The organism is Arthrobacter sp. Y3225116 (assembly GCF_059091245.1).
In genome coordinates this window covers 1-20,119 of sequence record NZ_JBNHGL010000014.1, presented here as the reverse complement: position 1 = coordinate 20,119, position 20,119 = coordinate 1, and the positions used below count along the sequence as shown (strand labels likewise).

Genomic DNA, 20,119 nt, shown 5'->3' with positions numbered 1-20,119 from the left:
GCATTCTAAAACTACTTATTCGGTTTTTAGAATTTACCGGAGGTTCCCATGGCAACCACCACTCCTGCGCTGCAACGGGTCCGGACCGAGCCCGCCTACGGTGCGTTCTGGATGCTCAGGCTGGGCTTCACCGTCCTGCCGATTTTGATGGGGCTGGACAAGTTCTTCAATCTGCTCACTGACTGGGAACAGTATCTGGCCCCTTGGGTCGTTGACCTGCTGCCCTTCAGCGCCCACACCGCCATGCTGATCGTCGGCGTGGTGGAAATAGCCGCCGGTTTGGTCGTCTGGTTCAAGCCGCGGTACGGCGCCTACATCGTTTCCCTCTGGCTGGCAGGCATCATCGTCAACCTGCTGACGCTGTCAGGGTTCTATGACGTGGCGCTGCGTGACGTCGGCCTGCTGCTGGCGGGACTGACCCTGGCGCGGCTGGCCACCCAGTACGATCCGGCGTGGCACCGCCCTCGCTGATCGATTCCCTGCCCGCGCCCGCCTTCAGTGCCCGGTGAAGGCGGGCGCCTCCTTGGCCAGGAAGGCATCCCGGCCGATGCGCGAGTCTTCAGTGGTGAAGGCCTGCCCGAAGGCCCGGCGCTCCACCTGCAGCCCGTCGGCGGTGGGACGGCCCAGCGCCGCATCCACCGTTCGTTTCGCATTTGCGACGGCGGCGGGGGACTTGGCGGCGATCTCCCGGCAGGTGGCGGCGGCGGCGTCGAGCATGTCGTCTTTGCTGGCGAAGACGGCGTTGGCCAGCCCGATCCGCAGGGCTTCCTCGGCGCCGATGCTGCGGCCCGTGAAAATCAGTTCCCTGGCCATACCGGGACCCACCCGCTGCGGCAGCCGGACCGTCCCGCCGAAGCCCGGAATGAGGCCCAGGCCGACTTCCGGCAGGCCGAACTTCGCGTTGGCCGTCGCGTAGATGAAATCGCAGGCCAACGCCAATTCCAAGCCACCGCCCAGCGCAAACCCGTTGACGCAGGCGATCACCGGGAGGTCCAGGGTCTCCAGCAACCGGGTCAGGTCCTGCATGGCCGCACTGTGTGCTTCCGCTTCGGCCGGCCCCATGGAGGCCAGTTCCCGGATGTCGGCGCCGGCGGCGAAGGCCTTCCCGCCGGCACCCGTGATCAGGATGCTGCGCACTTCCCGGCCTTCCGGCGAACGGATGTCCGCGACGAACTGCGCCAGGTCTGCCACGACCTGGGTGTTCAGGGAGTTGAGCGACTCGGGGCGGTTGATGACGATGGTGGCCAATTCGCCGAGGCATTCGAGCTGAATCGTTTCGTAGGTCTTTTCCACAGCCCCACTATGCCACGCCGGGCCCCGGACCGGACGTGGTCATCCCCCCAGCAGGGCGACCACGTCGGCCACCTGCCGGTGTCCCCCGGCCACCGACCAGCGGTAGCCGCCGACCTCCAGGACGGCGGTGGAACCTCCGGCCGCTTCGACCAGGGTCTTGCCCGGAAGCCAGTCCCAGTCCGGCAGCCCTTGTTGGTACCAGACGCCGAAAATCCCGGCGGAGGTTGCCGCCAGCTCACACGACGCCGACCCCCAGGTACGGTAGGTGGCCGAACCGAGCAGGGCGCGCAGGTACGGCTCGCCCGCGGCGTCGTCGCGCAAATACGTGTGATGCAGGTACGCCGCCGCGCAGCTGGCCGCCAAGGGAGCGCTGGCGATTTCGCCCACGCGCAAGCCGTTCCGGGTGGTGGGCAGGTCGCGTCCGCCGATCCACAGGACGTCCTCGGCGGGGTGGTAGACCGCCCCCAGCCGGCTCCCTGCCTCATCCGTCAGCGCCAGCGCGGAGCACCAGTAGTGCCCGCCGGTGAAGAAGTTGTAGGTGCCGTCCACCGGGTCGATGACCCAGGTCCGGCCCGAGGTCCCCTCGTGGCTGGAGCCTTCCTCGCCCAGGATCGCGTCCTCCGGCCGCAGCTCGCGCAGCGTATCCACTACCAGTTTCTCCGCGGCGTGATCGGCGGCGGTGACGACGTCGGAGATGCTGGTCTTCTCCTCGAACGTGGTCACCCCCGACCGCATGCCGTTGGCCAGGGTTCCGGCGGCGCGCACCAGCCAGGCCGCGAGTTCGGTGTCGTCCAGATGGTCAGGGCTGCTCACGGTCATATCTGAAGCCTAGCCAACGGCGCGGCGAACACGGCATACAGGGGCAGTTGCTACCGGCGGCCCCGCCGCGGCCCGCGGCCCTTCGGCGTGCGGCCGCCGCCGGGCCTGCCTTTGCCCTGGCCGGACGGCTTGTTCGCGCCCTTGCCGGATGCCGGCGTCCGCCCCGATGCGGAGCCCTTTCCCGCGGCGGCGCCCTTCCCCGCGCCGGGGGCTCCGCCGTCGTTCTTCCCCGTGGTCTTGCGGGTCTTGCCCTTGCCCTGTTGTTCCTGCACCGAGGGCTGGCGCGAACTGCGCGCCGTGCGGCCGCGGACAATTCCGATGAACTCCTCGATGGCGGCCTCGGTCCGGTCGGTCAGCCACGCGAGGCCGATCTGCGTCTCGGGGTGATCGGTGACGGTGCGGTAGACCACGTCCTTGCGGTTGTAGAGCCGGGCCACGGACATGGGCAGGATCATCAGTCCCGCCCCGGATGCCACCACCTCGATGCCGGTCTTGGCGCCGCCCATTTCCCCGGGGTCCAGGAAGTTCTCGTGCGCGATCTCCCGGTACGGGACTTCCTCGTCATAGAGGGCCACATCGTGTTCCTTCGGCGCGACCACCACGGGCAGTTCCGCGTACAGCGGGATCACGCTCAGCCCCTCCCGGTCTACGGGCAGCCGGACGAAGCTCAGGTCGGCCCGGCCGTCGCGCAGGATGGCCGTCTGCTCCTCCTCGCCGCACTGGAAGGCGGTCAGCGGGACGTCGGGCAGCCGCTCCGCCCACCGGCGGGTCCACTTCCCCGGTGTCACGCCCGGGACATAGCCGACCTTCAGTCCGGCCAACTGGGCCGTGGTCGTCGGTTCCTGGTCTGCATCCTGCACTTCATCACCGTAGCGCAGGGCGGCTAGGCTGGGCTTATGAGCGCGAAATCGGCACAGTCCATGAAACCGGCCACGGCCGCCAAGAAACTGGGCATCTACCTGCCCGCGGCCCCGCAGGAGTTCCAGGACAGCCTGATCTCGCGGGAGGAATTCAACCAGCTGCAATCCGATCCGCCGGAATGGCTGGCGGAGCTGCGCCGCAACGGTCCGCATCCGCGGCCGGAGGTAGCCCGTAAACTCAACGTCTCCATCTCCGGCCTGGCACGCGGCGGCATCACGGAGCCGCTGACGACGGCCGAAATCACCGCGTTGCTGCAGGATCCGCCGGAATGGCTGGTGGCGGAACGTGCCTCGTTCGCCGCGGTGCGCGCCGAGGAGCAGCGCGTGAAGGCCGCCGGCAAGCAAGGCTGATCAGCAGGCGCCGAGCGCGCCGGTCCCCTCCTCCCCCGCTGATCAAGGGGCTGCGAGGGGGCCGGTATCCGTTAACGCCAAGAGCCCCGGTCCGAAGACCGGGGCTCTTGCTCTGCGTGCGCGAGGGGGGATTTGAACCCCCACGCCCTTTCGGACACTGGCACCTGAAGCCAGCGCGTCTGCCGTTCCGCCACTCGCGCGCATTTCGCCTGCCCTCTCGGCGAGCCAACCGGTTTCCCGGTTCGCTTTCCTCAAGAACAGCGAGATCAATAGTAGCGTGAAACAGTCCCAAATTCCCAATCGGGGCGCCCGGCCCCCCGGATACCGCGCAGGGACGGGGATCTGAGGGCCTGCGCCGCGGGCCGCACGCCCCGCCGTCGTGATTCCGTGAGGGTGAGCTTCACCACGCCCCGGCGCCGCCGCGCCAGCGGCGATCGCTGCCGAATGGGGCCTTTTGGGACACGCCCAAGTAGTATCGAAGGGAAGAATCGCCAGACAGGTGTGCCCTGTCCGCTGTCGCAGCGGGGGCAGACCTGACCACAACTCTGGGAGGAGGCGGCCCGATGGGCATTCTGGACAGTATGGAGCGCGGCATCGAAAAGATGGTCCGCGGCGCCTTCTCTGTCGGCGGCAAGGGCCAGGTGCAGCCGGTGGAGATCGCAAGCCGCCTGCGCCGCGAACTGGACAACGGTTCCATCACCCTGGCCCAGGGCCGCACGTTGGCTCCCAACGTCTTCGACGTCAGGCTGGGCGATTCCGACTACGCCATGGCTGAACAATGGGGCGCCACCCTGGCCGAAGAACTGTGCGACGTGGTCATCCGCCACGTCAACAGCCAGAAGTACACCCTGCAGGGCCCGGTGCGTGTTTCCTTCACCAAGGACGACGCACTCAAGGGCGGCGACTTCGAAGTCGAGGCCACCGTCGTCAAGTCCGACGGCCACCAGCCGCAGCCCATGCAGCGCAGTGCCCCCGCGGCGCCGTCACGCCAGCCCACCCTGCTGACGCCCGTGCTGGAGATCAACGGGCAGCGCTATTCACTCAACGCGCCATCCATCGTGCTCGGACGCTCCTCCGAGGCCGACATCATGGTGGACGACACCGGCGTCTCGCGGCGCCATCTGGAGATCCGCACCGAAGGCGGGTCGGCCGTGGCCGTGGATCTCGGTTCCACCAACGGCAGCTATGTCAATGGCCAGAAGATCGACGGCCGGATCGACCTCACCGACGGCTCCGTCATCACGATGGGCCGCACCCGCATTACCTTCCGCCTGCTGCCGACACGGGGCGGCGGGGCCTGATGGGCGAGCTTGTCGTCACCGCGCTGCGGTTCGGTTTCCTGATCCTGCTCTGGGTCATGATCATCAGCATCGTCTCCGCACTGCGGCGGGACCTGCAGATCGGCAAGCGCAGCCGCACCGGATCCCCCACCGCGCGCGAAGTCCGGAAGAATCCCGACCTGGCGGACGCTCCGGCCCCCCGGGTGGCTCCGCGCCGCCTGGTGGTCACGGAAGGGCCGCTGGCGGGTCACTCGCTGGAACTGGCCGCGAGCCCCATCCTGTTGGGCCGGGCCCAGGAAGCGACGCTGGTGCTGGAGGACGATTACGCCTCCGGCCGGCATGCCCGCCTTTTTCCGCAGGGCAGCCGCTGGTTCATCGAGGATCTCGGCTCCACCAACGGCACCTACCTGGCCGAGAACCAGCTGACGCGGGCGCTGCCCGTTGATCCCGGCGTTCCCATCCGGATCGGCAAGACGGTCATTGAGTTGAGGCCCTGACGGTGGCTCTGGTTCTGCGCTATGCGGCGCGGTCTGACGTGGGTAAGGCACGGTCCAAAAACGACGATTCCGCCTACGCCGGGCGTTATCTTGCCGTGGTGGCCGACGGCATGGGCGGCCATGCCGGCGGTGACGTGGCCTCGGCGTCCACGGTGCTGGACCTGGTCCACCTGGACCGCTCGGGCCATCAGGACCCGGCCAACGTGCTGGCCGACGAGATCCAGACCGCCAATTCCATCCTTTCGGAGCTGGTGCAGACCAGTCCCAAGCTGGCGGGCATGGGCACCACCGTCACCGCCGTGCTGCTGCATGACGACAGGCTTGAATTCGCCCATATCGGCGATTCCCGTGCCTACCGGCTGAAAAACGGCATCTTCGAGCAGATCAGCGTGGACCACACGTTCGTCCAGCGGCTCATCGACGAAGGGCGGCTCCTTCCCGCGGAAGCCGAAATCCACCCGCACCGCAACGTGCTGATGCGCGTCTTGGGCGACGTCGATGCCAGTCCCGAACTCGACCTGGCCAGCCATCAGGCCGAGCCGGGGGAGAAATGGCTGCTCTGCTCCGATGGGCTTAACGCCGTCGTGCCGGACAGTGTGGTGGAATCCGTGGTGCGCAACGCGCCCACGTTGCAGGACGCCGTCGATCAGCTGGTGGAGCTGACGCTTGACGGCGGTTCCCCGGACAACGTGACCATCGTGATGATCGAGGTCGCCGAAGCGGCGCCGGAGGCGGCTGACACCGCCGCCCTCGGCCTCGCCCCGAAACGGCCGAAGGCGTCGGCCTTGAAGCACGACGGCGCCGCCTCCCCTGTCGCGGCGATGCCCGCCGACGGCGCCTCTCCCGGGGCACAGGCGGCAGCGGGCACCGACGACGAACAGCTTCAGCCGCACGAGGCGATCCGCGCCGACGCCATCCGCCGCGAGCTGGAGACCCGCCCGCATGTGCTGGTGGGCGCCGCGGCATTGGCCACCGAGACCGGACAGATTCCCATCGTCACGGCCCACTCCAACAAGCGCCGGGCGGCCGCATTGCTGACCCACAAGGCCCCGGACGAACCGGAAACACCCGAGAACGAGACCGCGGCCCCGGCCCGCAAGCCCTGGCTGATCCCGGCGTTCCTGACCGTCATGTCGTTGCTGCTGGTGGCGGTCATGTGGTTCGGCTACCTGTGGACTCAGACCCAGTATTTCGTGGGTTCGGCGGACGGACGGGTGGCCATCTTCAACGGCGTCTCCCAGAACTTCGGGCCGATCGCGCTTTCCCACGTGGACACGGTCTACAACATCCCGCTGGAAAGCCTGCCCGCCTATCAACAGCAGCGGCTGGATTCCAGCATCTCCGCACGCGACCTCGGGCATGCCGAGGAGATCGTTGAACAGTTGCGGATCAGCAGCCAGCGGAACTGTCCGGAACCCGAACCCAGCCCCAGTGCCGTTCCGACGGACCGGCCCAGCGGCTCCCCCGGGGCGACGCCGGGGCCCGTTGCCAGCCCCCAGCCCACCCTGCCGCCGGAATGTGTAGGTGGATAAGCCATGAGTAACATCCAGACAGTGCCGCGTTCCCGGCGCAACACCGAACTGCTTCTGCTCGTGCTGGCCTTGATCGTCGGCATCGGAGCCAACATGCTGGTAGGGCTCGACCAGGACCGGGCCTTCGACAGCGACTTCTTCACCCAGGGCGGCACCCTGGTGGTGCTGGTCCTCGTGGTACACGTGGTCCTGCGCCTGCGCGCCAAATATGCCGACCCGGTAATACTTCCGATCGTGACCGCCCTGAACGGGGTGGGGCTGGCGATGATCCACCGGCTGGACATCGCCAACAACGACTCCGCCGCGGGGCGCCAGCTGCTGTGGACCGGCGTCGCCATCGCCGCCGTGGTCGCCGTCATCTGGCTGCTGCCCGACCACCGCGTCCTGCGCCGCTTCACCTACATATCGTTGATCACCAGCGCCATCCTGCTCATCCTTCCGCTGCTGCCGTTCATCGGAATGGAAATCAACGGCGCCCGGATTTGGGTGAGCCTGGGGTTCGCCACCTTCCAGCCGGGCGAAATCGCGAAGATCACCCTCGCTATATTCTTCGCCGGGTATTTATCGACGAACCGCGACCTCATCCTGCTCGCGGGCAAGAAGATCGGCCCGCTGCAGCTGCCCCGCTGGCAGGACATGGGGCCCATGGTGGTGGCCTGGCTGGTCAGCATCGGCGTCTTGGTCTTCCAGCGCGATTTGGGTTCCTCGATCCTGTTCTTTGGCCTGTTCATGGCCATGATCTATGTGGCCACCAGCCGCGTCAGCTGGGTCCTGATTGGCCTGCTCATGATCGCCGTGGGCGGCGTGGTGGCTTTCCAGCTGTTCCCGCACGTCACCGCACGTATCGACGGCTGGATCAACGCGTTCGACCCCGAGGTCTACAACCGGATCGGCGGCAGCCACCAGATCGTCCAGGGGCTGTTCGGCCTGGCCAGCGGCGCGCTCACCGGCACCGGGCTCGGGCAGGGCCGGCCGGACCTGGTGACCTACGCGAACAGCGACATGATCATCGCCGCACTCGGCGAGGAGCTGGGGCTCATCGGCCTCAGCGCCATCGTGATGCTCTACATCCTCTTGGTCAGCCGCGGCATCCGGGCGGCGCTGGGCAGCCGGGACGCCTTCGGCAAGCTCCTGGCCACGGGACTCTCCTTCACCCTGGCGCTGCAGTGCTTCGTGGTGATCGGGGGCGTCACCCGCCTGATTCCGCTGACTGGCCTGACCACACCCTTCCTGGCCGCCGGCGGCTCTTCGCTCCTGGCCAACTGGCTGATCGTCGCCCTGCTGCTGCTGATTTCCGACGCCGCGCGCCGGCCGGCCCTGACCGGCCCGGCCGCCGGCCGGCGTCCGCCGGGTGACCGGCCGGCGCGACGCAACCAGACCGAAGCACGGAACAGCGGATCCACGGAGGTGATCCAACCATGAACCAGGCCATCCGCAATACCTGGATCGTCGCCATCGCGATGTTCGCGCTGCTGTTTGGATCGCTCACGGTCGTGCAGTTCTTCGAGGCCGAAAACCTCAATGCCAACCCGTGGAACAGCCGGACCATCTACAAAGACTTCGACAAGAACCGGGGCGCCATCCTGGTGGGCGGCGAGCCGATCGCCGAATCGGTTCCCTCGGACGACGAGTTCGCCTATCAGCGCGTCTACAACGAGCCCGCGCTCTACGCGCCGATCACCGGTTTCTACTCGTTGGTATACGGCTCCACCCAGATGGAGTCGGCGATGAACGATCAGCTCTCCGGTTCCGGCGACGAGTTCTTCTACGAACAGATCGTGCAGATGTTCTCCGGCGGCCAGGTCGAGGGCGCCTCGGTGGAGCTGACCTTGGACGCCGAGCTGCAGCAGTTGGCCTGGGACCTGATTCCCGACGGCGTGAAGGGCTCGATCGTGGTGATGGAACCGGACACCGGCAACATCCTCGCGATGGTCTCCAAGCCCAGCTTCGATCCGAATGACCTGGCGGGGCACAACACCGAAGAGGTCACGCAGAACATGGCCGAACTGGAGAAGGTGCCGGGCCTGTCCCCGTTCACGAACCCGGCGACCGAGAGCCTGCTGGCGCCGGGCTCGGTGTTCAAGCTCGCGGTGACCGCTGCCGCCTTGGAGTCCGGCCAGTACGACGCCGACAGCAAGCTCGACAATCCCCCGACGCTGCCGCTGCCCGGCACCAACGTTGAGCTGCCGAACTACGTCAACGGCGGCTGTGCGGCGCGGACAACCGTCGGCTTCTCCTTTGCCCTGGAGCAATCCTGCAACACGCCCTTCGCGCAGATCGCCATGGACCTGGGGGAAGACGCCATTGCGGAGCAGGCCGCCAAGTTCGGATTCGGCGAGTCCTACCAGATCCCCACCCACGTCACCGCGAGCCAGTTCCCGACCGGCATGAGTGATGACCTGCTCGCCCAGTCGGCCATCGGCCAGTACGACGTCCGCGTGACCCCCCTGCAGGTGGCCATGATGACCGGTGCGATCGCCAACGACGGTGTCCTGATGAAGCCGAACCTCGTGCGCACCGTGCGCGCGCCCGACCTGCGCGTCATGGACAGCCCCGAACCCCAGGAACTGCAGCGTTCCCTTTCCGCAGACAACGCCCGGCTGATCCAGGACTGGATGGTCAATGTGGTCAGCAGGGGCATCGGCGGCGGGGCCGCCATTCCGGGCGTCGAGGTGGCCGGCAAGACCGGAACGGCAGAACTGATGGCCGGCGAAGCAGGAAACAACTCGTGGTTCACCGGATTCGCACCGGCGGATGACCCCCAGGCCGTCGTATCCGTCGTCTTCGAGGACGTCGATGTCACGACCGGTTCTTCACTCTCAAGTCCAAGTGCTCGGCAACTCCTAGAGGCGGTGTTAAATAAGTGAGACCTACCTCGGGTATCACCTTAGGCGGCAGGTACCAGCTCACTGAACGTATCGCCATCGGCGGCATGGGTGAGGTCTGGAAGGCGCAGGACCAGGTCCTGGGCCGCATCGTCGCCATCAAGGTCCTCAAAGAGGAGTACACGGGCGACCCGGGCTTCCTCAACCGCTTCCGCGCAGAGGCCCGGCACACCGCGCTGCTGAACCACACCGGTATTGCCAATGTCTTTGATTACGGCGAAGAGGCCGGATCCGCCTACCTCGTGATGGAACTCGTGCCCGGGCATCCGCTCTCGGCCATCATCGAGCGCGAGCGCGTGCTCTCGCCCGACCGGACGCTGTCCATCATCACCCAGACCGCCAAGGCTCTGGCCGTCGCCCATGCCCAGGGCCTGGTGCATCGCGACGTCAAGCCCGGAAACCTGCTGATCACGCCCGAGGGCCGGGTCAAGATCACCGACTTCGGCATTGCGCGGCTGGCCGACCAGGTCCCGCTGACCGCGACCGGGCAGGTCATGGGCACCGCCCAGTATCTGGCGCCGGAGCAGGCGACGGGACAGACTGCTACCGGACAGAGCGACATCTATTCGCTCGGCGTCATCGGCTACGAGTGCCTTTCCGGTTCCCGGCCGTTCTCCGGTGAATCGCAGATTGCCATTGCCTTGGCCCAGGTCAACGACACTCCCCCGCCGCTGCCCGAGTCCCTCCCCCGGCCGGTACGCGCTCTGCTGATGTCCATGCTGGCCAAGGACCCGGCCGACCGGCCGGCCAACGCGGAAAAGCTCGCCGAGGCGGCCGACGCCATCCGTGCCGGCAATATCCGTGCCGCCGAGGCAGCTGTCCCCGGGATGTTGCTCTTCGGTGGGGACGACAGCACCGGTTTGATGACTGCTCCGGTCCCCGCCCCCGGAACCGCACCGACCCGCGCCGTCAGCGCCGGGACCTCCCAGCTGCCCGCCGTCGGCGGTGCAGCAGCCGCAGCGGGCCTCGGCGCCGAACGGGACTGGACCGATCAGGATCTGGACAGCGATGAGCCTGAAGAAACCCCGCGCCGCCAGCAGAAGAAACGCAGTCCCTGGACCTGGCCGTTGGTCGGTTTGATCCTGTTGGTTCTTTTCGCAGTGGCCGGTGCCATCCTGCTGCCCATGCTGACCCCCACCGGCGGTACGGAGTCCTCGTCGTCGGCATCGAGCTCGACGACACGGGCGGCGCCGAAGGCGACCTCCGCCACGCCAACCGAAGAAGAGACCGAGGAACCGAGCGAAACGGCAACGCCGGAGACGAACCAGCTGGCGGCGAATGCGTTCCTGGGCCGGCCGTTCAGCGAGGTCCGGGCCGAGCTCGAAAACATGGGCTACCAGGTGGTTCCCGACCCGGTGGAGAGCGGCGAAGCCGAGAATACCGTCATCGACATCGCGCCGACCGGCGCCGTCGTCGTTGGCGAAGCGATCACCGTCACCTACTCCACCGGCCCCGGGACTGTCACCATTCCCAACGGTCTGGCCGGGCAGTCCGAGCAGCGGGTCCGCGAGGCCCTGATCGGACTGAACCTGGTTCCGCAGAAGTCGGGCGAGCAGCCGAGCGATGAAAAGGCCGGCACCGTGCTCAGCCTGTCTCCCGACGCCGGTGACGTTCCGGTCGGGTCGACCGTCAGCTACGTTGTCTCCAGCGGGCCGGAAGAAGAAGAAGAAGAAACTCCGGCCCCGACAGAGACGGGCTCGCCGGATGCCAAGGGCCTGCCGACCTCCGCTCCCGACACGCGCGGCGGTAAGCCGTGACCGGATCCTGGTCGGTCTGATGGAAGGACGACAACCAGTGGACTCGCCGCACATCCTGGCTGGCCGCTACGAGGTGGGGGAACTCATCGGACGCGGCGGGATGGCCGATGTGCTGCTGGGCCGTGACATCCGCCTGGGCCGCTCGGTGGCGGTCAAGCAGCTGCGGACCGACCTGGCCCGCGACCCGATGCTGCAGTCCCGGTTTCGGCGCGAAGCCCAGGCGGTGGCCGGGCTGAACCACCCGGCAATCGTTGCCGTTTACGACACGGGGGACATGGATCTTCCCGGCGCGGCGGAGCACGACGTCAAGGTCCCGTTCATCGTGATGGAGTACGTCCGGGGCCGGACGCTGCGGGAATTCATCAAGGGCCGCGAGCTGAGCATCGAGGACTCGGTCCGCTATGCCCTCGGCGTCCTGGCCGCGCTCGAATACAGCCACCGCTCGGGCATTGTGCACCGCGACATCAAGCCGGCCAACGTCATGGTCACGCACGAGGGCAGCGTGAAGGTGATGGACTTCGGCATCGCACGTGCGCTGGCCGATTCGGCCGCGACGATGACGCAGACCCAGGCGGTCCTGGGGACCGCACAGTACCTTTCCCCGGAGCAGGCCCGGGGTGAAGCCGTGGACGCGCGCAGCGACTTGTACTCGGCCGCCTGCCTGCTCTACGAAATGCTTGCCGGCCGTCCGCCCTTCATCGGTGACAGCCCGGTGTCCGTGGCCTACCAGCACGTCCGCGAGCTCCCCGAACCGGCCAGCCGCTTTAATCCGGACGTCACTCCTGCCTTGGATTCCGTGCTGGAACATGCGCTGCAAAAAGACAAGGCGGACCGGTTCCAGACGGCCGCTGCATTCGCGGACGCGCTGCGTGCTGCCCTGGGCGGGACGCCGCACCCGGCGCCCGGGCCGGCGACGGAAGCGTTTCCCGCACTGGCTCCCGCCACAGAACTGATCACCCAGCCGGCCCACGCCGTGGCCGGGGAGACTCCGGAACTGTCCCACACCGCCTACGCGCCTGATGACGACGCCGGGCCGGAAACGGCCTCCTACGACCGCGGGCAGCTTCCCACGGCTTTGGCCGTGGGCAGTGAACACGACATCGAACCCGAGCGCCGGGCCAAGCGCCGTGCATGGATCGTCACGCTGATCATTGCCTTGCTGCTGGTCCTGGTGGGCGGGGGCTACTACGTCTACAACATGCTGGTGCAGAACGCCGTCCCGGATACGGTTGCGGTTCCGGCTGTGGCGGGGATGGACCAAAACGCCGCCACCAACGCCATCTGGGCAGCGGATCTGCAGCCGCGGGTTGAACAGGAGTTCAGCGACGACGTCGAGGCGGGCATGGCAACCCGAACCGATCCGGACGTCGGAGAACAGCTGGAACCGGGCAGCCAGGTCGTTGTCTACATCTCCGAGGGCAGCGAATTTGCCACCATTCCCAAGGACCTGGCCGGCCGCACCGAAGCGGAGGTCCGGGACAAGCTCCGGAACCTGGGCCTGGAACCGGGGGAAAACGTCCCGGCGAACAGCGCCACCATGCCGCGCGGGAATGTGGTGACCACCAAGCCCGCTCCGGGCGAGAAGGTCAAGACCGGTTCCACGGTGGACCTGGTCATCTCGAACGGCATGGTGCGCGTTCCGGCCCTGATGAACAAAACGGTCGAGGAAGCCGGCACGATGCTTGAAGACGCGGCCGTTGCCTTGCCCTACCGGGTGCAAGAGGTCGACAACGAGGTGGTCGCACCCGGCACCGTCGTCGGCCAGAGCGTTAAAGCGGGAACGGACGTCGAACAGGGGACCGAGATCGTCCTGACCGTTGCGGTTGCACCGCCGCCGCCCGAGCCCTCCGAGACGGCTTCGCCGGAGGAGGATGAGGGCTCCGACAGAGGAAACAACTCCGGCAACGGGAACGGCCGCGGCAACGGGAACAGCCGGGGCAACGGGAACAGCGACGACTGACGCCTTCCGGGGCAGCCGCTCCCCGACCGGTCCCGCCTTGGATGGTCCCGCCTTCGGGGTCGTCCCGCTTCGGAGCGTTCCCTTCGGGGCGGCCCCGCCTTCGGGTGCGGTCCCGCGTTCCGGAGCGGTTCAGCGGGTGATGAGCGGGCTGAGCGTGGCGGCTCGTTCGGCCGTTCCGTCCGCACCGAGCGACTCCAGCCAGTTACCGAGCATCAGGTAGCCGCCTTCGGTCAGCACCGATTCGGGATGGAACTGCACGCCCCACAGCGGCGCGCTCCGATGGGCCAGGCCCATCACGACTCCGCTGTCCGTCTCCGCGGTGATTTCGAGTTCGGCCGGGATGGTGCTGCGCACGGCCGCCAGCGAGTGGTAGCGGGTGGCCGTGAACGGGTTCGGCACGCCCAGGAAGGCGTTCTGGTCGCCGTGAGTCACGTGCGAGGTCTTCCCGTGCATCAATTCGGGGGCATGGGTGACGGTGGCGCCATAGGCCTCGGCCAGCGCCTGGTGGCCCAGGCACACGCCGAACATCGGCTTTGCTTCCCGGCCGCACCAACGGATCAGCTCGATGCAGATGCCCGCCTCGGACGGAGTTCCCGGGCCGGGGGAGACCAAGACCCCGTCGCGGACTCCGGCCAGTTCAACAGCTTCCTCGAGGTTGACGTCATCGTTGCGCACCACCGTCGTTTCCGCGCCGAGCTCCTGAAGGTAGCCGACCAGGGTGTAGACGAAGCTGTCATAGTTGTCGATGACGAGGATGCGCGGAGTCTTGCTCATGTGACGGTCGTGCCAATCGTGGAGTTGTTCCGGGACGGGGGACTGCGGGAGCCGGTGGGCACTCCGTCGGGGGAACAGGGAACCAGGCGGCAACAGCAGCACTCACACTATGATCGGTCCCGCGCGGTGATCCCGGCAAATGCGCGGCGGCGAACGTCACATACATTGGCTAGACTAAACAGCTAGACGGTCGGCGGCGGCGGACTCGCGTGAAGATCGCGGCCCCGGCCAGCCAGTGCCAACCACCCTTGATGCCCCGGAGGATCTGTGCCCGAGTCGAAGCGCCGCAAGAGGACCGAACGGCGTCCCGAGGAATTGACCGCCAAGGGCAATAAGCCCAACCCCGTGTGGTTCAAGCCGGTCATGTTCGGCCTCATGATCATCGGCCTGCTGTGGATCATCGTTTTCTACATCACGCAGGGAGCGTGGCCGCTGCCCGCAGCAGGGTCCTGGAACATCATGATCGGGTTCGGAATCGCCATCGTGGGCTTCCTGATGACGACCAGGTGGCGCTCCTAGGCAGTCATGCTGGTTGATAACGGCATCTACGTCGACGGCGTCCGCGCCGCCACGCCCGAAACCTTGGAGCAGACGTTCAGCGAGCTGCACCGGTACTCGGGCATGGCGTGGATAGGCCTCTACCGGCCGAGCGAGACGGAGCTGGCCTCTGTGGCAGCGGAGTTCGATCTTCACCACTTGGCCGTGGAGGACGCCTTGCGCGGCCACCAGCGCGCCAAGCTGGAACAATACGGCCGCACGCTGTTCACCGTCCTCCGGCCCGCGCGCTACATTGACGAGACCGAGAAGGTGGAGTTTGGCGAACTGCACGTCTTCATGGGGCGGGACTTCCTGATCACCGTCAGACACGCGGAGTCGCCGGATCTGGCGCACGTGCGGCAACGGATGGAGGCCGTGCCCGACCTGCTGGCGACGGGACCGCAGGCGGCGCTTTACGCGGTTTTGGACCAAGTCGTCGACGAGTACGAACCCGTGGTGCTCGGCCTGGAGAACGACATCGACGAGATCGAAGACCAGCTCTTCGGCGGCGATCCCGACGTTTCCCGACGGATTTACGAGCTGCTGCGCGAAGTCATCGAGTTCCAGCGTGCCCTGCACCCGCTGGAGGGGATGATCGCCGTCCTCGAACGAGGCACCAAAGACCCTGACCTGGACCTTGAGGTGGCCCGCGGCCTGCGCGACGTCGAGGACCATGTGATCCGGCTGAACGAGCGCGTCGACGCCTTCCGTGCCGTCCTGCAGAACGCCCTGAGTCTCAGCTCCACCCTGCAGGCCCAGAAACTCACCGAAACCAGTGTTGCCCAGAACGAACAGGTCAAACGCATCTCGTCCTGGGCGGCCATACTCTTCGCCCCGACGTTGGTGGCGGCCGTCTACGGGATGAACTTCACGGTGATGCCTGAACTGGACTGGGCGTTCGGCTACCCGATGTCGCTGGTCCTGATGTTCCTGACGGCCCTCGGGCTTTACTGGTTCTTCAGGCGCAACCGATGGCTTTAAGGCCCGCCTGACCGGGGGCAGATGCGCCGGGAGCCCGCTCCCGGGATACGGGAACGGGCCCCCGTCAGGGCGGCCTCACGGGGACGCTCAGCCAGCGTCTGCGGCGGCCATCACGGCAGCGGTAACTGCCGGGGCGACCCGGGCGTCCAGCGGGCTGGGGATGATGTAATCGGCGGCGAGGTCTTCCCCGACGATTCCCGCGATTGCCTCGGCCGCGGCAACCTTCATGGCCGAGGTGATGCGGCGGGCACCCGCGTCCAGTGCGCCGCGGAAGATGCCCGGGAAAGCCAGGACGTTGTTGATCTGGTTGGGGAAATCGCTGCGGCCGGTGGCCACAACCTTCGCGAACTTCGCGGCGGTCTCCGGGTGTACTTCCGGATCCGGGTTGGACAGCGCGAAGATGATGGCGTCGTCCGACATCTTCTCCAAGGTCTCTTCCGGGATCGTGCCGGAGGAGACCCCGATCAGCACGTCGGCCCCGTCGAGTGCCTGCGCGCTGCCGCCGGTGACTCCGCGCGGGTTGGTGCGGGCAGCGTAGGCTGCCTTCACCTCGGTCAAATCGCCGCGGTCGCCGTGGATGATGCCGCGCGAATCGAGCAGGGTAACGTCGGCAACGCCGGCCGCCAGCAGGATTTCGGCGACGGCGATGCCGGCCGCGCCCGCACCGGAAATGACCACCTTGAGCGACGCCAGCTCGCGGTTGACCACCCGGGCGGCATTGGTCAGCGCCGCAAGGGCTACGACGGCGGTGCCGTGCTGGTCGTCGTGCATGACCGGCATGTCCAGGGCCTCGATGAGGCGGGCTTCGAGCTCGAAGCAGCGTGGCGCCGAAATATCTTCAAGGTTGACGGCGCCGAAGCTCGACCGCAGCCGCACCAGGGTCTCAATGATCTCGTCGACGTCGGTGGTCTCGAGTACCAGCGGGATGGAGTCCAGCCCGGCAAACTGCTTGAAAAGGGCAGCCTTCCCCTCCATCACCGGCAGTGAGGCAGCCGCACCGATGTTGCCCAACCCCAGCACCGCGGTGCCGTCGGAGACCACTGCCACCAGGCGCGAGGCCCACGTGTACTTCCGGGCCATTTCCGGGTCGGCGTTGATGGCACGGCTGACCTGGGCCACACCCGGTGTGTAGGCGATGGAGAGATCGCGCTTGGTCTCCAGCGGTGCGGTGAGGCCAATCTGCAGCTTGCCGCCCTCATGGGCGCTGAAGATCTCCTCGCGGGTGAGGTCGATTCGTGTGGAGTTGCCGGTTTCGGTAGTCACGTAGTGTCCTTCTGTTGTTCCTTCCCTTCACGGGAGGGCGCGTGGATGGCCCGGCCTGCGGCAGGCCGACAGGAAGCAGATCCTCCGAGAGGCCGCGGCTGGCCGTTCACAAGGCATGGGGCGCGGCGCATTCGATCCGACTATCGCCTGGGTCCGGGACGGCCGCGTGGCCCCGTGGCTGGTCGAGCGAGGGGACCGGATTTCAAGGCTACCTGACGGCCGGTTTGCAGGGTCTGCATATGTCCTCGGTCGGCCGATTGTTTCGCTTTTTCCACCGTAGTGCCTGGCCAATTGCAGGGGCTGCAGACTTGGTTGTCCACGTTTTCACAGTTGTAGACCGAAGTTATCCACAGGCGTGCATAACTTTGGGGATTACTTCCGGACATCCCTTCTCTCCGCCGCCAGCGCGTTATCCACAGCTGTGGAATTACATGTGTGTAACTTATCCTCACTGTGCATAACTCCTGTGGATAACATCGTTTCACCGAAAGGAGAGCCCCGGAACTTTCCACAGCTCACCCACAGGATGGGGAAAGCGCGCGGTTGCACAGCACGCCGGGGAGTCGGAGGGAGGGAGGGTGCCCGGCGGGCGCAGCGGAAGCCCGCAGCCAGCCCCCCGGGCGCCTACGGCCAGCCACCGGGCCCGGGACGGCCGGGAGACCGTGCTGGCAAACGCGGACAGCACAGAAAAGGCGGGCAGGTACCGCATCCACGAGGACACTGTTCCTGCCCGCCTTGGCGGAAGCCGGCCTGGGTTACGTCAGCGCCCTCAGGGCCGTGACCGCCACCAGCACCAGGAGTATGGCGGCCAGCCCCGTGAACTGGACAACGCTTCGGTTCTTTCCCCTCGGCGCGTAGGCCAGCACCACGGCGGACAGGGCACCAACCAGCAGTCCGCCCAAGTGCGCCTGCCAGGCAATGCCGGAGACCACGAAGCCGAGCACCGCGTTGATACCGATCAGCACCAAGAGCGATCTGACGTCGCCGCCGCGTTGCCGCTGCACGATGAACAGTGCGCCGAACAGGCCGAAGATGGCCCCGGAGGCGCCGACCACGGGGATGTTGGGGGCGGAGAGCAGGAGTACGCCGACCGAGCCGCCGAAGCCGGACAGCAGGTACAGCGCAAGGAACCTCAGCCGCCCCAACAAGGGCTCCAGGTGCCGGCCCAGGATCCACAAGGCGTAGAGGTTGAAGGCAATATGCAGGAGGAAATTCGGCGAATGCAGGAAAGCCGAGGTGATCATCCGCCACGGTTCCGGCGCGTAGAACGGATTCGGAAGGGTGTAGACCGGCGCGTACAGGAACTTTTCGGTGAAGCCGGGAACGACCCACTGCAGCAGATAGGCAACGGCGCAGATGCCGATCAGGGTCAGCGTGACCATCGGACGGCCGACCGCGGCCGCCCCGCCATAGACGGTCCGGACAGTCGGCATGCTGCGCGCCGCTTCGTTGACGCAGTCGACGCACTGGACGCCGACCGACGCCGTGCGCTGGCATTCCGGGCAGGCCGGGCGTCCGCAGCGTTGGCAGCGCACGTAGGAGACGCGGTCGGGATGCCGCGGGCAGACGGGGACATCGGTCTGCGGCGGTTCGGCCGGCATTCCGTAGGACATGGAGGCGCTCCTGCTGGGAAAAGGTCCCCGCCCGGGTTCCGGGCGGGGACATTAGGCAACTTAGAGCTGCTCGACCGTGATGTTCTTGATGACCACGTCTTCCAGCGGCTTGTCCCGCTGGTCGGTAGCCACCGCGTTGAGGGAATCGACGACGGCGCGCGAAGCTTCGTCCGTGACGTCGCCGAAGATCGTGTGCTTGCCCTGCAGCCAGGTGGTGGGGACGGTTGTGATGAAGAACTGCGAGCCGTTGGTGCCGCGGCCGCCCTGGATGCCGGCGTTGGCCATGGCCAGCTTGTAGGGCTCGTTGAAGTTCAGGTCGGGGTTGATTTCGTCGTCGAACTGGTAGCCCGGGCCGCCGATGCCCTGGCCCAGCGGGTCGCCGCCCTGGAGCATGAAGTCCTTGATGATGCGGTGGAAGATGACGCCGTCGTAGAGCGGTGCGTTGGTCTCTTCGCCGGTCTGCGGGTGCTTCCAGGTGATCTCGCCGGTGGCCAGCCCGATGAAATTCTTCACGGTCTTCGGGGCGTGGTTCCCGAACAGGTTCACCACGATGTCGCCGTGGTTGGTGTGGATAGTGGCTTTAGCTGTAGCAATAGCAGTCATGGCACCATTCTTCCACGGCGATTCGCGACGGTTCCCGCCAGCGGCGGGTTCCGCGATGAGTGAAAATGCCGCGCGTTTCATCGCCGGCGTAGCCGTCCGCAAGTGCAGGAAGTAGGCTGATGAACGACCGTCACCATTTCCGGGAGGTAGTAGTGAAGAAGACCAAACGAATAGCGCACGACTCAGAAGGCAATGTTTTTGTCCTCGTGGGAACAGCCAAGGACTGGGCCTCTCCCAAGATGGCAGCCGCGCGGAACTGGGCCGTCCCGCGGATCGAAAAGGGCATCGAGACCGCTTCACCGCGCATTCAGGGGGGACTGCAGAAGGCCGCCAAGGATCTTTCCCACTCCGTAGTGACTGTAACGCCGAGAATCCAGGAGGGACTGGACAGCCTGGCCCCGAAGATTTCCCACGCTGTGGATGAGGCGGCTCCGCGCATTCAGGAGACCCTGGACCGGGCGGCCCCCGCCATCACCCATGCCCGGGACAAAGTGGTCGACGAGTACATCCCGACCGTCTCCGCACGGCTAGCCGCAACCGCGGACCAGGTGGCCAAGACGCTGGACAAGACTGCGCTGCCCGTTTCGGTGCAGGCCGCCGTCGTGAAGGCGGGCGGATCCAAGCGGGCCCTCAAGAAGGCCCAGAAGGCAGCCGCCGGGCATGCCAGGAAGGCTGCCAAGGAGCTGAAAAACCAGCAGAAGTCCGGCGGCGGCGGCAAGGGTTGGCTGATCGTGGGCATTCTGGCCGCGGCAGTGACGGCGGGAGTGGCCGCCTGGCGCGCTGCCCGGCCGGTCGAAGATCCGTGGAAGACGCCGGTCCAGCCGACGGCTGCGACTCCGGCAACGGGTCAAACCTCTACGACCCCGGCTCCGTCACCCTCGACCTCCACGTCGACCTCGACCTCGACCGGTACCGCCGCGGCTGCCGAGACCGCAACAGCCAAACATGCTGCCGCCCCGGCCGCGTCGGATGCCGCAGCGGGAACTTCGGCCTCCGATAAGGGTTCCGAGGCCGCGGCAGCCACGGCCAAGGCGACCGGCAGCGGCCCCACCAG

At 66.9% G+C, this 20,119-nt stretch carries 19 protein-coding genes and 1 tRNA gene; 12 read left to right on the top strand and 8 right to left on the bottom strand.

What is annotated here, in order from left to right; translation table 11 throughout:
- The first annotated feature begins 48 nt into the window (after positions 1–48).
- Complete coding sequence (locus AC5RV2_RS03090; protein WP_494091128.1) at positions 49–471, top strand: hypothetical protein; 423 nt, start codon at positions 49–51, stop codon at positions 469–471.
- A 24-nt stretch (positions 472–495) separates the two neighbouring features.
- Here the strand turns inward: AC5RV2_RS03090 and AC5RV2_RS03085 are convergent, their stop codons facing one another.
- From AC5RV2_RS03085 to AC5RV2_RS03075, 3 genes are read right to left on the bottom strand one after another with little or no spacing between them, the layout of a single operon-like run.
- Positions 496–1,293, bottom strand: coding sequence for an enoyl-CoA hydratase/isomerase family protein (locus AC5RV2_RS03085; protein ID WP_494091127.1), 798 nt, complete (start codon positions 1,291–1,293; stop codon positions 496–498).
- Positions 1,294–1,332: 39 nt separating this feature from the next.
- The gene (locus AC5RV2_RS03080; RefSeq protein WP_494091126.1) at positions 1,333–2,112 is read right to left on the bottom strand and encodes an inositol monophosphatase family protein; all 780 of its coding nucleotides are present in this window, start codon (positions 2,110–2,112) and stop codon (positions 1,333–1,335) included.
- A 50-nt stretch (positions 2,113–2,162) separates the two neighbouring features.
- The gene (locus tag AC5RV2_RS03075; protein ID WP_494091125.1) at positions 2,163–2,972 is read right to left on the bottom strand and encodes a LysR family substrate-binding domain-containing protein; all 810 of its coding nucleotides are present in this window, start codon (positions 2,970–2,972) and stop codon (positions 2,163–2,165) included.
- Between the two features lie 60 nt (positions 2,973–3,032).
- On the opposite strand from AC5RV2_RS03075, the gene AC5RV2_RS03070 reads away from it, so the two are divergent.
- Entirely contained in the window at positions 3,033–3,383 is a 351-nt protein-coding gene (locus AC5RV2_RS03070; protein ID WP_494001331.1) for a DUF5997 family protein, read from the top strand.
- Positions 3,384–3,500: 117 nt separating this feature from the next.
- On the opposite strand, the gene AC5RV2_RS03065 is transcribed toward AC5RV2_RS03070, so the two are convergent.
- Positions 3,501–3,583 (bottom strand) — tRNA-Leu (locus AC5RV2_RS03065).
- A 363-nt stretch (positions 3,584–3,946) separates the two neighbouring features.
- Here AC5RV2_RS03065 and AC5RV2_RS03060 point away from each other — a divergent pair.
- From AC5RV2_RS03060 to pknB, 7 genes are read left to right on the top strand one after another with little or no spacing between them, the layout of a single operon-like run.
- Positions 3,947–4,684, top strand: coding sequence for an FHA domain-containing protein (locus tag AC5RV2_RS03060; protein ID WP_494091124.1), 738 nt, complete (start codon positions 3,947–3,949; stop codon positions 4,682–4,684).
- Complete coding sequence (locus tag AC5RV2_RS03055) at positions 4,684–5,160, top strand: FHA domain-containing protein FhaB/FipA (protein ID WP_494091123.1); 477 nt, start codon at positions 4,684–4,686, stop codon at positions 5,158–5,160. The genes AC5RV2_RS03060 and AC5RV2_RS03055 overlap by 1 nt, the downstream gene beginning before the upstream one ends.
- 2 nt (positions 5,161–5,162) lie before the next feature.
- Positions 5,163–6,692 (top strand): PP2C family protein-serine/threonine phosphatase, encoded by a 1,530-nt coding sequence (locus tag AC5RV2_RS03050; RefSeq protein WP_494091122.1) that lies wholly within the window; start codon positions 5,163–5,165, stop codon positions 6,690–6,692.
- Between the two features lie 3 nt (positions 6,693–6,695).
- Entirely contained in the window at positions 6,696–8,114 is a 1,419-nt protein-coding gene (locus AC5RV2_RS03045; protein ID WP_494091121.1) for an FtsW/RodA/SpoVE family cell cycle protein, read from the top strand.
- Positions 8,111–9,559: a peptidoglycan D,D-transpeptidase FtsI family protein gene (locus AC5RV2_RS03040; protein WP_494091120.1), complete on the top strand. Its 1,449-nt coding sequence runs from the start codon at positions 8,111–8,113 to the stop codon at positions 9,557–9,559. Before AC5RV2_RS03045 ends, AC5RV2_RS03040 begins: the two co-directional genes overlap by 4 nt.
- Positions 9,556–11,334, top strand: coding sequence for a protein kinase domain-containing protein (locus AC5RV2_RS03035; protein ID WP_494091119.1), 1,779 nt, complete (start codon positions 9,556–9,558; stop codon positions 11,332–11,334). The genes AC5RV2_RS03040 and AC5RV2_RS03035 overlap by 4 nt, the downstream gene beginning before the upstream one ends.
- 37 nt (positions 11,335–11,371) lie before the next feature.
- A complete protein-coding gene (gene pknB / locus AC5RV2_RS03030) occupies positions 11,372–13,294 on the top strand; it encodes a Stk1 family PASTA domain-containing Ser/Thr kinase (protein ID WP_494091118.1) in 1,923 nt (640 codons plus the stop codon).
- A gap of 129 nt (positions 13,295–13,423) precedes the next feature.
- Here pknB and AC5RV2_RS03025 read toward each other — a convergent pair whose 3' ends face one another.
- Positions 13,424–14,068: an anthranilate synthase component II gene (locus AC5RV2_RS03025; RefSeq protein WP_494091117.1), complete on the bottom strand. Its 645-nt coding sequence runs from the start codon at positions 14,066–14,068 to the stop codon at positions 13,424–13,426.
- A gap of 267 nt (positions 14,069–14,335) precedes the next feature.
- Here AC5RV2_RS03025 and AC5RV2_RS03020 point away from each other — a divergent pair, with 267 nt between their 5' ends.
- Positions 14,336–14,587 (top strand): cell division protein CrgA, encoded by a 252-nt coding sequence (locus AC5RV2_RS03020; protein WP_494091116.1) that lies wholly within the window; start codon positions 14,336–14,338, stop codon positions 14,585–14,587.
- A 6-nt stretch (positions 14,588–14,593) separates the two neighbouring features.
- Positions 14,594–15,586, top strand: coding sequence for a magnesium and cobalt transport protein CorA (locus AC5RV2_RS03015; protein ID WP_494091115.1), 993 nt, complete (start codon positions 14,594–14,596; stop codon positions 15,584–15,586).
- 87 nt (positions 15,587–15,673) lie between these two features.
- Here the strand turns inward: AC5RV2_RS03015 and AC5RV2_RS03010 are convergent, their stop codons facing one another.
- The 3 genes from AC5RV2_RS03010 to AC5RV2_RS03000 all read right to left on the bottom strand — a co-directional run bounded on the left by AC5RV2_RS03010 (position 15,674) and on the right by AC5RV2_RS03000 (position 19,065).
- Positions 15,674–16,849, bottom strand: coding sequence for an NAD(P)-dependent malic enzyme (locus tag AC5RV2_RS03010; RefSeq protein ID WP_494091114.1), 1,176 nt, complete (start codon positions 16,847–16,849; stop codon positions 15,674–15,676).
- 755 nt (positions 16,850–17,604) lie between these two features.
- Positions 17,605–18,462, bottom strand: coding sequence for a rhomboid family intramembrane serine protease (locus AC5RV2_RS03005; protein WP_494091113.1), 858 nt, complete (start codon positions 18,460–18,462; stop codon positions 17,605–17,607).
- A gap of 60 nt (positions 18,463–18,522) precedes the next feature.
- Positions 18,523–19,065 carry a peptidylprolyl isomerase gene (locus AC5RV2_RS03000; protein WP_494001209.1) on the bottom strand — a complete coding sequence of 181 codons (543 nt, stop codon included), beginning with the start codon at positions 19,063–19,065 and terminating at the stop codon, positions 18,523–18,525.
- 119 nt (positions 19,066–19,184) lie between these two features.
- Here AC5RV2_RS03000 and AC5RV2_RS02995 point away from each other — a divergent pair.
- On the top strand, positions 19,185–20,119 hold a 935-nt coding region (locus AC5RV2_RS02995; RefSeq protein ID WP_494091112.1), incomplete at its 3' end, for a hypothetical protein.

What these genes read in the sequence shown, in the direction of transcription:
- AC5RV2_RS03060 (WP_494091124.1), top strand. Translation starts at nt 3,947, where the DNA reads ATGGGCATTCTGGACAGTATGGAGCGCGGCATCGAAAAGATGGTCCGC.
- AC5RV2_RS03015 (WP_494091115.1), top strand. Translation starts at nt 14,594, where the DNA reads ATGCTGGTTGATAACGGCATCTACGTCGACGGCGTCCGCGCCGCCACG.
- AC5RV2_RS03005 (WP_494091113.1), bottom strand. Translation starts at nt 18,462, where the DNA reads ATGTCCTACGGAATGCCGGCCGAACCGCCGCAGACCGATGTCCCCGTC.
- AC5RV2_RS03090 (WP_494091128.1), top strand. Translation starts at nt 49, where the DNA reads ATGGCAACCACCACTCCTGCGCTGCAACGGGTCCGGACCGAGCCCGCC.
- AC5RV2_RS03070 (WP_494001331.1), top strand. Translation starts at nt 3,033, where the DNA reads ATGAAACCGGCCACGGCCGCCAAGAAACTGGGCATCTACCTGCCCGCG.
- AC5RV2_RS03045 (WP_494091121.1), top strand. Translation starts at nt 6,696, where the DNA reads ATGAGTAACATCCAGACAGTGCCGCGTTCCCGGCGCAACACCGAACTG.
- AC5RV2_RS03000 (WP_494001209.1), bottom strand. Translation starts at nt 19,065, where the DNA reads ATGACTGCTATTGCTACAGCTAAAGCCACTATCCACACCAACCACGGC.
- AC5RV2_RS03055 (WP_494091123.1), top strand. Translation starts at nt 4,684, where the DNA reads ATGGGCGAGCTTGTCGTCACCGCGCTGCGGTTCGGTTTCCTGATCCTG.
- AC5RV2_RS03080 (WP_494091126.1), bottom strand. Translation starts at nt 2,112, where the DNA reads ATGACCGTGAGCAGCCCTGACCATCTGGACGACACCGAACTCGCGGCC.
- AC5RV2_RS03025 (WP_494091117.1), bottom strand. Translation starts at nt 14,068, where the DNA reads ATGAGCAAGACTCCGCGCATCCTCGTCATCGACAACTATGACAGCTTC.
- AC5RV2_RS03040 (WP_494091120.1), top strand. Translation starts at nt 8,111, where the DNA reads ATGAACCAGGCCATCCGCAATACCTGGATCGTCGCCATCGCGATGTTC.